The organism is Marivivens niveibacter, assembly GCF_002150005.2.
In the GTDB taxonomy this organism is placed as follows: Bacteria; Pseudomonadota; Alphaproteobacteria; order Rhodobacterales; family Rhodobacteraceae; genus Marivivens; species Marivivens niveibacter.
Genome location: NZ_MSPP01000006.1, coordinates 25,484 through 39,513 on the forward strand (window position 1 = coordinate 25,484; position 14,030 = coordinate 39,513).

Sequence of the window (14,030 nt, forward strand, 5' to 3'; positions counted from 1 at the left end):
AAAACTATAGGTTGTACGTGGTTGGGCATAGGACGTAGATTAAGGTTTAAAATGTTATTTGGTATTCTTGCGCCTATCGCCGGTCTTAGCCGCACTGCAAAACGCTCTATCCAGGTATTGTTCGATACGATCTTGATAGCGGCCTGTTTTGGCGCGGCTATGGTATTACGCCATGAACATTTTGCCTTTGATCCAAGAGCGTGGATTGTTTTGGCGACTGTCTTGCCAGCGACACTTTATGTCTTTGCCCGCAAAGGACTATATCGCGCTGTCGTTCGGTTCTTTTCCCACCAAGCCTTAATAGCGGTAGGCGTTGGCGTCGCGTTCTCTGCAGCGGTCATGTTGACAACTACTTTAACATTGGGCCTTCCGATTCCGATTTCGGTGCCCGTCATTTATTTTGCGCTGCTGTTTCTGGCCGTCGGCGGAACGCGTTTTGCGTTTCGTCAGGCGTATGGTCGAACCGCAAAAGACGATCGCGATCCCGTCGCCATTTATGGTGCCGGAGAATCTGGACGACAATTGCTGCACGCACTGAATCATTCGCCTGAGTACCGTCCGCTCATGTTTATCGACGATGATCGGTCGCTACAGGGTCGAACAATTTTTGGCCTGCCTGTGATGGCTTACGAGGAAGCAGCTGAACAATTCGATAAATGCGGTATCGAAGCGGTCTTGCTTGCAATGCCTAGCTCGACCCGAAAAGAACGCCGCGTGATCATCGATAAGTTGGCCAGCAAAGCAGTAGAAGTGAAAACGTTGCCAGGCATGGCCGATCTGATTAACGGCAAAGCGCAGATTTCCGAACTTCGGAACATTTCTATCGAAGAGCTTTTAGGTCGCGATCCTGTTCCGCCGGTCCCACACTTGATGCAAAGCAACATTCGTGGGAAATCTGTATTGGTAACCGGTGCGGGTGGGTCGATCGGTAGTGAACTATGCCGTCAAATCATCGATCAGCAGCCCAAACAACTGGTTCTTTTGGACGTGTCGGAATTCGCGCTGTATTCAATCCATGATGAGCTGAGCCAGCTTATCACTGATCGTAATTTAGACATAGCGCTCGTTCCTGTTATCAGTTCTGTCCAAAACGAAGGACGCATTGCGGCGACTCTAAACACATTTAGTATTCAAACCATTTACCACGCGGCAGCGTACAAACACGTGCCATTGGTTGAAATGAACGTCGTCGAAGGCATCCGCAACAATGTCTTTGGAACAAAAATTCTGGCGGATGCCGCGGTGACTGCCAAAGTCGAAAATTTCATTTTGATTTCCACTGACAAAGCTGTTCGACCAACAAACTTTATGGGTGCATCGAAACGCTTGGCCGAACTAGTTTGTCAGGCAATGGCGGCAGCGCAATCCACCACCCGTTTTTCGATGGTACGATTTGGCAATGTTTTGGGATCTTCGGGATCGGTCATACCTCGATTTACCAAACAAATCGAAGCAGGCGGGCCAATCACGGTCACGCACCGCGATATTAACCGTTTCTTTATGACAATCCCCGAAGCTGCGGCGCTGGTTATCCAAGCTGGATCGATGGCGAAAGGCGGCGATGTGTTCGTTTTGGACATGGGACAACCTGTCAAGATCGTCGATATGGCGGTGCAGATGGCGCGATTGCACGGGCTGGTTCCATATTTCGAAGACGATGACACGTCCGGAACAGGTGACATTGCCATCCGCATCACGGGACTGCGTCCAGGTGAAAAACTCTACGAAGAGCTGTTGATCGGGGATAACCCGTCGGGCACCGCGCACCCGCGCATCATGACAGCGCATGAGAAACAGCTGTCAAAATCTGAACTAGAGCTGCTACTGGATCAGTTGATGCTGGCCTGCAAAACGTTTGACGTTGAACGCCTTCGCGACCTTATCCAGTCCGCTCCAACAGGGTTCAATCCGTCCGGCGACATTACCGACCTGATTTGGTCGCCCGCCAAACCGGATAAATCTACCCCTAGCCATCTAAAGGTGATCAGCGTTTAGATCTGCGATGAGCCTGCGGTGTTTGCGGGTCTGTTCGATCAGTTGACCAAAGGTCACGATCCCCTTGCTGCGTGCCATTGCCAGCATTTTTAAAAACGCCTCGGCAGTTGCAATGGTATCGCCCATCGCCGTGTGACGCACATTTTCGGGAATAAAGATACCCAACCGATCACAAACCGCATCCAACGTATGTTCAGCATCTTGACCAAAAACAACGGCAGACAATAGCACCGTATCGATCACAGGATTTGAGAACTCTTTCCCGATAATCGTTTGCTTGCGGCGTAGGAATTCCAGATCAAATGGTGCGTTATGGGCAACCAGAATAGACCCGCGGGCAAACGAATGAAACTGCGCACCAACAATTTTGATGCTTGGCGCCATTTCGACCATGTCATTGGTAATATGATGGATCGCGGTCGATGCCGCCGGAATAACGCGCCCGGGATTGACCAGCGTATCGAACTCTTCCGTGGGTATGACCCGGCTATTTACAACACGCAAAGCAGCAATTTGGCAAATTTCATCGCCACGTTCAGGGTGCAGGCCAGTTGTTTCAGTATCGAACACAACATAGGTCAAATCAGCTAAATCAGTATCGGCCAAAATATCTGGTACTGATTTTTCAATTAGGCCGAAATCATACGCCCCTTTACGTTGAATTGACAAAAACTCGGATGGTTTCGCGACAGGTAATGGCAATTTAATTACCGCGCGACCGACCCGTCCCGCTTCGGGCCAAATTTCTAGGTTTTGATCGTGCAGAATTTGATGCCCCGTCACATTATGCGCAACGGGTTGGCTCAACCACCGAGCTAGATCATCATAATGAACAGCATCGCCCATCCAGCCAATTACGGCCATTGCACCAGTTTGATCTGGCACGATGATAAAGCTGACAGCGCGGGCCTTTACCTCTGACTGCAAGGCGCGAATGACATGACCGATCAGGGCAATGATATCGTTTGCAGCCACCCGCAGGGTTAATTCAGCACCATCCACCACTAAGTCTGGGAACTGATCTTTGACCGCATTCACGACATAAGTTGCTGACACAGGTTCGACTTTAGCGCCCATGTCTGACCTTAGCTGATCATAGTCATCGGTCATTTCAGACAGACGATCCAACAATTCACCAAGGTCGGTCGCCATTGCCTGATCCATCTCAGGGTCATTCATCAATTCAGGCAGTTCCGCACGCAAAGATAGCGCAGTCCGTAAAGACATGATGCGGGGCCCCAAATCCGTGAAAATCGAGGCAAGTAGCGCGCTACTTTGACTTATTTGCGCAGTTTCAGGGTCTAAAGATAGAACGTAACCGCCCCCGTGTATCAAACGCATCCGTACAGATATGAACCCAGTACTATCCGCTGTCGAAACGTTGAACCGCATACCAGAATTGTTGCTATCAGACCTAAGGCGATCGTAGGCGTTGCTGATACTGTCACGTGCCAAAAAATCAAAAATGCTGTGGCCCAGACCGGGCTGACATTCAGCGCCATTCAGCATTGACGCGGCAACAGCGTTATAAAAAACAATTCTGTGCTGCGCACTGCACATGATCACACCATAGGCCACATCATCGGCAAGTGCTGCTAATCTTTCTTTCTCTTGAATGACCGCTTTGGTTTCTTTGGCTATATTATCGCTAAAGCTGCCTTGATATTCGGTCATCTGGCGGGCCGCTTGCATGGCGGCTGGCCCTAAATCACCCAAGTATTTGATCCCATCCCGATCAATCGCAGCACCGACGCCATGTGTCCGCGCAGACAGGGCACCCGCCAATTCCTGCATCGGCTGGGCTAGGTTTTTATCAAACAACCACCAAACCCATGTGACCAAAGCTGTCAGGCCAAATCCCCCGATAATGCCAGCAAGGACCAACCCGTCCGCACGATCAGAGCCGAGCCAGAGGCCAAGAACAAAAACAGAAAATCCAGCAACAGCAATCAACGCAAAAAACAAAAAGACACGTAGCCTAAGATGCATGGAACTAAGCTTCATCCGCTTCCTCCAACAATTTCGTTAGGCTTACCCGCAATGTTTTGGCATCAAAGGGTTTGACCAATAGGCCCGTCGCACCCAATGCGGTTGCCTTTCGATTTTCGAACTCACCTCGTCGGGACGTCATCAAAAGGATCGGCATGTCATTACGGCTCGCAATGGACTGACACAGGGCATAGCCCGACATTCCAGGCAAATTAGCATCGATAACCAAAGCATCGGGTCTGTTACGCGTCATCAACGTAAATGCATCTTCGGCGGTACGTGTGTGTACAACGTCACCGCCCAATTGCCGGATCAAAACACAGACCGCATGGGCGACGGTTTGTTCGTCCTCGACCAATAGGATCTGTTTGCCCTTCATCACGAACTACACACTTTAGCCAGAATAGGGTCTGTTTCAGCTAGTTCGACAGGGTCTTCATACCCGCCGTTGACTAACGCCCGCGCGATCGAATTGTTCGCGCAATCTAACTGAATGGCGACCTCTTCGGGTGTTTGCCAACGCATGCGGCGGTGAATTGTGGTTTCGCGCAAATCACCGTTAATCTGGATCGGCCCGACTGCTAGAAGGCCCTCGGTAAAGGGCCAAATATAAGTCCACGGTTTATAAAATGCCTGAACTTCGACTGTATCGATCACGGTACTGCCCGCCGGCAATTTTGCGCGGGACGTGTCATACCAGCTGTATTCGATAGCTATGCTGGTCAGTAACATCCCCACCCCCGCAGCAGCGGGTATTGTCCATTTTGGCAACCGCCCCTTCAGTATTTTTTGCAGGCCAATAAAAATACCGGCCATCGCACCGCCCGCAACAATTACGGCCATAAATTCCATTAACATCCCAATATCCCCCCTATCGCGCAGCCGATGATGACGACAGCGCGCTTTGCATTGTGCGCACGATGACAAAAGCATCGCGCAAGTGTGACCGTTCAAACGCAGGCAGGCTAGACGGAACCAAATAGTTATCAGGTTTCGACCCCGATCTGACCTGTGCTGCCTGATGTTCCAATCGAACAGTCGCGATCGTGTCATACGCCGCCAGCAGATCCGCGCCGCCAGTGTCGGATATCGTGCCAGCCTCTATCGCGGCATCGATCCGTGCGCGCGTGTTCACCGCATCGATTTGCCCGCGCAACGCATAGACGCGACCCAGATCGACGATTGGCACGACGCCATTATGTTTCATATCCAAACTGTTGCGATGTTCGCCCGATTTGATCGTGGCAAATCCGCGAAACAACGATAGTGGCGGCGTGTGTTTCAACGCATTCCCGATCATGTGCGCAACAAAGATCGAATTTTTCGCCGCCATCTCGGCAACGCCATCGCGCATCGATGTGAACAGGCGTTCGTCACCCGCAATGGGCCGTAGATCAAACATGACTGACGCTAGCATCTGCGCTGTATCGTCTGGCGTATTGATCCATTTTGCAAAATATCCTTGCCAGACAGACACGCGTTGCCGCCACCGATCTGCCGTAGCCATCATATCACCTGGGCAATACACATAGCCGCAGTGGTTCAACCCGTCGCAGACAAAATGCGCAAGCTGTTCAAAATACCGCATGTCATCGTCGGTCGCGCTGTCGTGGATAATCAAACAATTGTCCTGATCCGACACGCCTGTTTGTTCGCCTCGCCCTTGGCTACCGCACGCAGCCCAACAAAAGGCAACCGGCGCGGACCCCAATTTATGTTCAGCCATTTTAATCAGGCGCTGGGTCACGATATCGGCGACATCGGTGACTTTGCGCGTAACAACATCATGAGCCAAATGGTTGCCCACCAATTGCATCAAAAATTCCGGCAACCGTGCTGTCACCGCTGACATTTCCTGAACCGACGTGGCACGCCCCAAATCAGCAATCATTTGCGCCTGCGATGTTGCCATAAACCGCGTCAGATCGGTTTGTGTAATCATCCCTTTGAAATGGCCATTTTCGACCACCGGCAAGTGTCCGATTTTATGATCGATCATTTTGTGCATCACGTCGGACCCCAACGCAGATGGCGCCAGAGAAATGGGATTTTTCGTCATAACTTCGGAAATCGGTTTGTTAGGGTCCAATCCGTCAGCGACGACTTTGCCGTTCATGTCTCGGACGGTTACCAACCCGACCAGCAAACCCCGATCGACAATGCCCAAAGAAGAAATACGTTCGTCACGCATGATGCGCGCAGCTTCACGGATAGAGGTGTCGGGGCTACAAGTCACCGGTTCGTGCCCCAGCATTTCTGACACTTGCAGCGTCATTAACCCGTCTTGGCTTAACCCTCGGGTACCGCCACGGGAAAAATAGCGGTTAAAGGTAGGGAAATCCTGGACCGCTTTTAAGAAAGGCTCTGCTGGGAACAGATACAAAACAACATCTGTGGCCGCTTTTGCGGTCGTCGCGGCATTCCCATCGCGTAACAAGCCACGTTCGCCGAAATGGTTACGTGATCCCAAAATCGAAACCAAAGCGCCTGATCTATCGGTCACTTCGACTGTACCGCTTTGGATCAGCCAAACACCGTCCAATTTTTGGCCAAACTGATAGACTTCGATGCCTGCCGGAACATCGCACCGAACCAAAGTCTGCATTACCGCATTCCGCGCGTCGGAATCCAATCCGTCATAGGGGTGCGTTGTGGCCAGAAATTTTTGAATGTCACTGCTATCCAATGGTCGATCCCCGATGTGAAAAGGGCGCGAGCCAAAAACCCGCGCCCTTTAATTACATCTCACATTGGCGGTGAGATATGACCGAGGTCAAGATCAGTGATCAACCGCAGCGCCTGCACCACGTGGGATGCGGATGCTTTCGACCAGATCTTGGATCTCTGCTGGTGGCTCGTCAGTCGCGTTCGATACAACAAATGCTACGATGAAGTTGATCAGAGCACCAACTGCGCCGAACGAAGTCGATTTGATCGACAGCAGCAGTGGGTCAGCATCGGTGAACGAGTTGGTACCAGCGATGAAGAACCAGCCTTTGTGCAAGAAGATGTAAAGCAAAGTCACACCCAGACCTGCCAGCATACCAGCCACAGCGCCCTTGTTGTTGATACGCTTCGAGAAGATGCCCATCATTAGTGCAGGGAAGATCGACGAAGCTGCCAGACCGAATGCCAAAGCAACGGTTTGCGCTGCGAAACCTGGAGGGTTCGCACCCAGATAGGTTGCGACAACGATTGCAACAGCCATCGCGATACGAGCAGCCAGAAGTTCGCCTTTTTCGCTGATCGACGGATTGATCTGCGATTTGATCAAGTCGTGCGAAACAGCCGAAGCGATTGCCATCAGTAGACCCGCAGCTGTCGAAAGCGCAGCAGCCAGACCACCTGCAGCGACCAGAGCGATAACCCAACCAGGCAGGTTCGCAATTTCTGGGTTGGCCAGAACCATGATGTCGCGGTTCACGGTCAGCTCGTTCGAGTCACCAGCGCGATATTCGATGGTGCCGTCGCCGTTTTTATCTTCGAAACCCAGCAGACCAGTTTGTTCCCAGTTACGGACCCAAGCCAGATCTTCGTTGGTTTCGATTTCTTCAACGGAAACTGCTGCTTCGTTGATGCCGTTTGGCCAGAAGGTATCGATCAGGTTCAGACGCGCCATTGCACCAACAGCCGGAGCCGTCAGATACAGCAGAGCGATGAACACCAGTGCCCAACCTGCCGACGAACGTGCGTCTTTAACGGTAGGAACCGTAAAGAAACGTACAATGACGTGTGGCAGACCTGCGGTACCGATCATTAGCGATACGGTGAACAGGAACATGTTCAGCGTGGTGTCAGATTGTTCCAGATAGGACGCAAAGCCCAGATCGGTCACCAAACCTTCCAAGGTTTGCAGCAAAGGTGCACCAGCAGGAACACCAGCGATGTCCGTTGCGGTCGACGAGAACAGACCGATCGCTGGGATTGGGTTACCAGTCAGCTGCAACGCAATAAAGATCGCTGGGATAGTGTATGCGATAATCAGCACAACGTACTGGGCAACCTGCGTGTAGGTGATGCCCTTCATGCCGCCGATAACAGCGTAGAAGAAAACAATCGCAGCACCGATCAACAGACCAGTCAGGTTATCAACTTCCAAGAAACGCGAGAACGCAACGCCAACGCCGGTCATCTGACCGATAACGTAGGTGATCGACGCAACGATCAGACAGATAACTGCCACGGTACGTGCGGTTTGGCTGTAGAAACGGTCGCCAACGAATTCAGGTACAGTGAATTTGCCGAATTTGCGCAGATACGGTGCCAACAGCATTGCCAGCAGAACGTAACCACCGGTCCAGCCCATCAGGTAAGCCGAAGTGTTGTAGCCACCAAATGCGATGATACCAGCCATCGAAATGAACGATGCCGCCGACATCCAGTCAGCGCCAGTTGCCATGCCGTTGACGACAGGGTGAACGCCGCGACCCGCAGCGTAGAATTCAGATGTGGAACCCGCGCGGGCCCAGATCGCGATGCCGATGTAGAGCGCAAAGGTAGCACCCACAACCAGCAGGTTGAGCGTAAATTGATCCATTGTTGGTCCCCTTATTCGTCTACGCCATGCTCTTTATCGAGCTTGTTCATTTTTGCCGCGTAGGCAAAAATCAGAACCAAGAAGACAAGGATCGAACCTTGCTGTGCGAACCAGAAACCTAGGTCCGTACCACCAACATTAATGCTCGCCAGCAATGGGCGTAGCAGAATGCCAAAGCCAAACGAACAAATAAACCAAATCACAAGGCTGATGCCGATGATCCGTTTGTTCGCGGCCCAGTAAGCGTTGTTATCGCTTTGATTAGCCATGAGACTTCCTCCATTTTACCCCTCCTACGGCTCCTCAACCGAAGGAAATGATAGACAGCCCAAAACAACGGCCTGTCCCCCTTCCCCAGTTTGGGGACTGGCCGCGTTGTCCGCGACCAGCAATTTTTTATGACCCCAGGCGACTTATGCCTGGTTATGTGCCGAGTTCTTGATCAGGTCATCGACCACGGAAGGATCAGCCAAGGTCGAAGTGTCACCCAAGCTGCCGGTGTCGTTTTCTGCAATCTTGCGCAGAATACGGCGCATAATCTTGCCCGAACGTGTTTTCGGCAGGCCAGGTGCCCACTGGATCACGTCTGGTTTGGCGATCGGACCGATTTCGGTGCGAACCCATTTTTCCAGTTCTTTCTTCAGCTCATCCGACGGCTCTTGGCCATTCATCAAAGTCACGTAGCAGTAGATGCCCTGACCTTTGATGTCGTGCGGATAACCAACAACTGCGGCTTCGGCGACGGTTGCGTGCGCGACCAATGCGCTTTCTACCTCTGCCGTGCCCATGCGGTGACCCGATACGTTGATCACGTCATCAACGCGGCCAGTGATCCAGTAGTACCCATCGGCATCGCGGCGGCAGCCGTCACCGGTGAAATAGTACCCTTTAAAGTCGCTGAAGTAGGTCTGCATGAAACGTTCATGGTCGCCATAAACGGTACGCATCTGACCCGGCCAGCTGTCTTTGATACACAGGACGCCTTCGGCTGCGGTTTCGTCGATTTCTTTGCCGGTGACGCTGTCCAGCAGAACAGGCTGCACGCCAAAGAACGGTTTTGTTGCCGAACCCGGTTTGGTTGCCGTTGCACCCGGCAGCGGTGTCAGCATGTGACCACCGGTTTCAGTCTGCCACCAAGTGTCAACGATCGGGCATTTACCTTTGCCGACTACGTCGTTGTACCAGTTCCAAGCCTCTGGGTTGATAGGTTCCCCCACGGTGCCCAAAATGCGGACCGACGACAGGTCGTATTTTTCAACGAATTCGTTGCCCTGCCCCATCAGCGAACGGATCGCGGTTGGTGCAGTGTAGAATTGGTTCACTTTGTGTTTTTCACAAACAGCCCAGAAACGGCCTGCGTCTGGGTAAGTTGGAACGCCTTCGAACATCAGGGTCGTGCCGCCGTTCGCCAGCGGGCCGTAAACGATGTACGAATGGCCAGTGACCCAACCCACGTCAGCGGTACACCAGTAAACGTCACCTTCGTGATAATCGAATGTGTACTGATGAGTCATCGCCGCATACAGCAGATAGCCGCCGGTCGAATGCACAACGCCCTTTGGTTTACCGGTCGAACCCGAGGTGTACAGGATGAACAGCGGATCTTCGGCGTTCATTGGACGTGGAGGGCACTCTGGCGACGCGTGCTCCATCAGGTATTTCACGTCAACGTCACGGCCATCGATCCAAGTGGTCTGATCGCCGGTGTGTTTTACGACCAGACAGCGCACTTTGTCCGAACAATGCAGCAGCGCTGCGTCACAGTTCGATTTCAACGCTGTGCGACGGCCGCCACGTGGCGCGGTATCAGCGGTGATAACAACCTTAGCACCCGAGTCATTGATGCGGTTTGCCAGCGCGTCAGGCGAAAAGCCTGCGAAGACAATCGAATGGATCGCGCCGATACGCGCACAAGCCAGCATCGCATAGGCGGCTTCTGGGATCATCGGCAGATAAATAACGACGCGGTCACCGCGCATCACGCCCTGGCTCAGCAGAACGTTCGCCATGCGGTTCACTTTTTCGGACAGCTGATTGTACGTGATGTACTGGGCTTCGTCCTCTGGGCTATCTGGTTCGAAAATGATCGCGGTCTGTTCGCCGCGGGTCGCCAGATGGCGGTCGATGCAGTTTTCAGCAACGTTGATTACGCCGTCTTCGAACCATTTGATGTCTACAGCACCATGTTCAAAGCTGGTGTTCTTAACTTTGGTGTATGGCTTGATCCAATCCAGGCGTTTACCTGCGTCACCCCAAAACGATTCAGGGTCGTTTACCGATGCGGCATACATTTCTTCGTACTTCGCGGCATCGATATGAGCGCGGTCAACAATCTCTTGTGACGGCGGGTACAGCTTATCAGTCATGACGTCCTCCCAAACTCTATTTTCTGCACAAGGCCGACTCCCATTAGCCCTGATCGTTACCAAACGATATACAACAAAGGTCTGTCAAAGGTCGCCTAACTGACGGCGCTAACAACGTTTTTTTGTAAAATCCTTTACTTTTTGAATTGAAAATCTGTAAACGGCTTTTCAATTTGAAAAAATTTCCGTGGTTTTTCTGATACTTGGCAAATTCGATCCGAACCCTTTGACTTAACCGCACGGTCAGTCGATATACTGCGGTGCAACGAACGAACGGGACAAAATCCACCGTGGCATATGAACGCAACCTAGACGGGTACAAAACGGCCATCGAAGGCGTCTATGCCGATTTGCGCGACTCATTGCTACGCGGTGAGATCGCACCAGCGTCCCGTTTGCGGGTCGAAGAGTTGCGCACACGATATGATGTAGGCGCTTCAACCGTCCGCGAAGCGCTATCCCGCCTTATGGCTGAAAACCTTGTAACCTCCGAAGGACAACGCGGATTTCGGGCGGCTCATGTTTCGCTGACCGATTTCCGGGAATTGGTCGACACCCGTTGTATGATCGAAGAACAAGCTCTGCGTCAGTCGATCATCAAAGGCGACGATCAATGGGAGGCCGATCTTGTTGCAGCCCATCACCGTCTAGCACGTATTGAAGCGGCTGTTCCCGCTGAACGCGCGCTCCATTGGGAACAAGCGAACCGCGATTTTCACGACGCGACCGTTTCGGCCCACGGAAACCGCTGGCTGGGCGCGATGCGCGATCTGCACCAGACCCATTGGGTTCGGTATATGACGATCGCAGCACCTTGGCGCCGAATGCCGATAGATAGCCGCGCCGATCATCAGGCTATTTTTGACGCATTGATGGATCGAAACAGCGAATTGGTTGCTGCGTTGATTAATCGCCATTTCCGCAAACACGCGAGCGCGGTCGAAGCTGGCCTGACCCGCAAATAACTGTCCGACAGGATAGAACCTACAGTCTTCTGCACAGCTAGTAACAACTACGGCCATTGGTCATCTTAAAGCTGTGGGTAGATTCTGCAGAGGTCCAAACACGTTTCGGAAACCTTTTCGAAATTTCTGCGTAATACCTTTTAGTAGCGCGGTCCTAGGCCGCAAAGAACGCAAGGTAAGCTGAAGCACGTAGGAAAGCCATGACGCTCGGTAAATACTCTTTCGAAATCGATCCGGCGACCGAGGACGAAGTCTGTCTGAAAATCATTTCTGCTTGTGGCGGCACCACTACTGCCGAAGAACTAGCCCGTATGCTCAGCAACTCTGGTTGGACACGTGATCGCGCCCACAGAAAATTAAAAGTACTGGCTATGCGCGGCAAGCTTGCCCGTGTCGAAGACGTAGACGGCGGCAAAATCAGCTACGAAATCGCCCATTAAAGGATAAACGGGCCACGAAAAACCGTGACCCGTTTGAGGGGGATGCTACGGACCAAAACACGGCCCGTAGCTGGAGGATACAGTCCTAGAAGAAACCCAGTTTGTTCGGGTTGTACGACATCAGAATGTTTTTGGTCTGCTGGTAGTGATCCAGCATCATTTTGTGGGTTTCGCGGCCGATACCGGACTGCTTGTAACCACCAAATGCAGCGTGTGCTGGGTATGCGTGATAGTTGTTCACCCACACACGGCCAGCTTCGATTGCGCGGCCAAAGCGATAGCAGGTGTTCGCATCACGGCTCCAGACGCCAGCGCCCAGACCATACATGGTGTCGTTTGCGATCTGCAGGGCTTCTTCTTCGTCCTTAAAGGTCGTTACCGACACAACTGGGCCAAAGATTTCTTCCTGGAAGACGCGCATTTTGTTGTGGCCTTTCAGGATGGTCGGCTGGATGTAGAAACCATCTGCCAGATCACCGTTGAAACGTGCGGCGTCGCCGCCAACCAGAACTTCTGCGCCTTCTTCGCGACCGATGGTCAGGTACGACAGGATCTTGTCTTTTTGTTCCTGCGACGCCTGAGCACCAACCATGGTGTTCATGTCACGTGGATCGCCTTGTTTGATCGCTTTTACGCGTTCGATACAACGTGCGATGAATTCATCGTAGATGTCTTCTTGGATCAGGGCGCGCGATGGGCAGGTGCAAACTTCGCCTTGGTTGAACGCGAACAGAACAAAACCTTCGACTGCTTTGTCCAAGAATGCATCGTCTTCGGCCATCACGTCTTTAAAGAAGATGTTTGGCGATTTGCCACCCAGTTCCAGCGTAACAGGGATCAGGTTTTCGGTCGCAGCTTTCATGATGATGCGGCCAGTTTCGGTCGAACCGGTGAACGCGATTTTCGCGATGCGCGACGATGTTGCCAGCGGGCCGCCAACCTCTGGGCCCATGCCGTTAACGATGTTCAGAACACCAGCAGGCAGCAGGTCAGAGATGATGTCAGCCAGAACCATGATCGCAGCAGGGGTCTGTTCGGCTGGTTTCAGCACGATACAGTTACCAGCAGCCAGCGCAGGTGCCAGTTTCCATGCAGCCATCAAGATCGAGAAGTTCCAAGGAATGATCTGGCCAACAACGCCCAGAGGCTCGTGGAAGTGGTACGCAACGGTGTCGTGATCGATTTCCGACATGTTGCCTTCTTGCGAACGCAGAACGCCAGCAAAGTAACGGAAGTGGTCAACCGACAGCGGGATGTCTGCGTTTACAGTTTCACGGATTGGTTTGCCGTTGTCCCAGGTTTCAGCGGACGCCAGGATGTGCAGGTTTTCTTCCAGACGATCTGCGATTTTCAGCAGGATGTTCGAACGTTCCGCAGCCGAGGTTTTACCCCAAGCGTCTTTTGCTGCGTGCGCTGCGTCCAATGCTGCTTCGACGTCTGCTGCGTCGGAACGTGCGATCTGGCAAACAACTTCGCCAGTGATCGGGGTGATGTTATCGAAATATTTGCCGTTTTTCGGCGCAACAAATTTGCCACCGATAAAGTTGTCATAGCGGTCTTTGAATGGGTTGACGAAATAGTCAACGACCTGAGTCATCTCGTTCATGATATTTCCTCCTCTGATCCCACGTCCTCTCGTGGGGATGAGGTCACCATGACGAACACAAACGTGCCTGTGGAGTCGGACCAAAGTCGGAGTTTTTGGATTTGTCTCAGATCTGAGACAGTTCTAGACGCC

The 14,030-nt window shown here is 52.4% G+C and carries 11 protein-coding genes; 3 read left to right on the forward strand and 8 right to left on the reverse strand.

Annotated elements, in window-relative coordinates:
- Positions 1–51 precede the first annotated feature (51 nt).
- A complete protein-coding gene (locus tag BVC71_RS13900) occupies positions 52–1,995 on the forward strand; it encodes a polysaccharide biosynthesis protein (protein ID WP_086452305.1) in 1,944 nt (647 codons plus the stop codon).
- On the opposite strand, the gene BVC71_RS13905 is transcribed toward BVC71_RS13900, so the two are convergent.
- The 7 genes from BVC71_RS13905 to acs all read right to left on the reverse strand — a co-directional run bounded on the left by BVC71_RS13905 (position 1,975) and on the right by acs (position 10,887).
- A complete protein-coding gene (locus tag BVC71_RS13905; protein ID WP_086452306.1) occupies positions 1,975–3,999 on the reverse strand; it encodes a 3'-5' exonuclease in 2,025 nt (674 codons plus the stop codon). The two genes, BVC71_RS13900 and BVC71_RS13905, sit on opposite strands and share 21 nt — an antisense overlap.
- A complete protein-coding gene (locus BVC71_RS13910) occupies positions 3,989–4,363 on the reverse strand; it encodes a response regulator (RefSeq protein WP_086452307.1) in 375 nt (124 codons plus the stop codon). Before BVC71_RS13910 ends, BVC71_RS13905 begins: the two co-directional genes overlap by 11 nt.
- The gene (locus tag BVC71_RS13915) at positions 4,363–4,716 is read right to left on the reverse strand and encodes a hypothetical protein (RefSeq protein ID WP_133064550.1); all 354 of its coding nucleotides are present in this window, start codon (positions 4,714–4,716) and stop codon (positions 4,363–4,365) included. The genes BVC71_RS13910 and BVC71_RS13915 overlap by 1 nt, the downstream gene beginning before the upstream one ends.
- A 139-nt stretch (positions 4,717–4,855) precedes the next feature.
- Positions 4,856–6,670: a putative nucleotidyltransferase substrate binding domain-containing protein gene (locus BVC71_RS13920; protein ID WP_240516869.1), complete on the reverse strand. Its 1,815-nt coding sequence runs from the start codon at positions 6,668–6,670 to the stop codon at positions 4,856–4,858.
- A 93-nt stretch (positions 6,671–6,763) separates the two neighbouring features.
- Positions 6,764–8,521: a sodium:solute symporter family protein gene (locus BVC71_RS13925; protein WP_086452309.1), complete on the reverse strand. Its 1,758-nt coding sequence runs from the start codon at positions 8,519–8,521 to the stop codon at positions 6,764–6,766.
- Between the two features lie 11 nt (positions 8,522–8,532).
- Complete coding sequence (locus tag BVC71_RS13930) at positions 8,533–8,790, reverse strand: DUF4212 domain-containing protein (protein ID WP_086452310.1); 258 nt, start codon at positions 8,788–8,790, stop codon at positions 8,533–8,535.
- 144 nt (positions 8,791–8,934) lie between these two features.
- The gene (gene acs / locus BVC71_RS13935) at positions 8,935–10,887 is read right to left on the reverse strand and encodes an acetate--CoA ligase (protein ID WP_086452311.1); all 1,953 of its coding nucleotides are present in this window, start codon (positions 10,885–10,887) and stop codon (positions 8,935–8,937) included.
- A gap of 290 nt (positions 10,888–11,177) precedes the next feature.
- Here acs and BVC71_RS13940 point away from each other — a divergent pair, with 290 nt between their 5' ends.
- Positions 11,178–11,852 (forward strand): GntR family transcriptional regulator, encoded by a 675-nt coding sequence (locus BVC71_RS13940; RefSeq protein ID WP_165767783.1) that lies wholly within the window; start codon positions 11,178–11,180, stop codon positions 11,850–11,852.
- Positions 11,853–12,052: 200 nt separating this feature from the next.
- Positions 12,053–12,292: a hypothetical protein gene (locus tag BVC71_RS13945; RefSeq protein WP_086452313.1), complete on the forward strand. Its 240-nt coding sequence runs from the start codon at positions 12,053–12,055 to the stop codon at positions 12,290–12,292.
- Positions 12,293–12,377: 85 nt separating this feature from the next.
- Here the strand turns inward: BVC71_RS13945 and adh are convergent, their stop codons facing one another.
- Positions 12,378–13,898, reverse strand: coding sequence for an aldehyde dehydrogenase (gene adh, locus BVC71_RS13950; protein ID WP_086452314.1), 1,521 nt, complete (start codon positions 13,896–13,898; stop codon positions 12,378–12,380).
- Positions 13,899–14,030: the final 132 nt, after the last annotated feature.

Bases quoted from the DNA above. Each gene is read 5' to 3' on its own strand.
- BVC71_RS13900 (WP_086452305.1), top strand. From the start codon at position 52: ATGTTATTTGGTATTCTTGCGCCTATCGCCGGTCTTAGCCGCACTGCA.
- BVC71_RS13905 (WP_086452306.1), bottom strand. From the start codon at position 3,999: ATGAAGCTTAGTTCCATGCATCTTAGGCTACGTGTCTTTTTGTTTTTT.
- BVC71_RS13910 (WP_086452307.1), bottom strand. From the start codon at position 4,363: ATGAAGGGCAAACAGATCCTATTGGTCGAGGACGAACAAACCGTCGCC.
- BVC71_RS13915 (WP_133064550.1), bottom strand. From the start codon at position 4,716: ATGTTACTGACCAGCATAGCTATCGAATACAGCTGGTATGACACGTCC.
- BVC71_RS13925 (WP_086452309.1), bottom strand. From the start codon at position 8,521: ATGGATCAATTTACGCTCAACCTGCTGGTTGTGGGTGCTACCTTTGCG.
- BVC71_RS13930 (WP_086452310.1), bottom strand. From the start codon at position 8,790: ATGGCTAATCAAAGCGATAACAACGCTTACTGGGCCGCGAACAAACGG.
- acs (WP_086452311.1), bottom strand. From the start codon at position 10,887: ATGACTGATAAGCTGTACCCGCCGTCACAAGAGATTGTTGACCGCGCT.
- BVC71_RS13945 (WP_086452313.1), top strand. From the start codon at position 12,053: ATGACGCTCGGTAAATACTCTTTCGAAATCGATCCGGCGACCGAGGAC.
- adh (WP_086452314.1), bottom strand. From the start codon at position 13,898: ATGAACGAGATGACTCAGGTCGTTGACTATTTCGTCAACCCATTCAAA.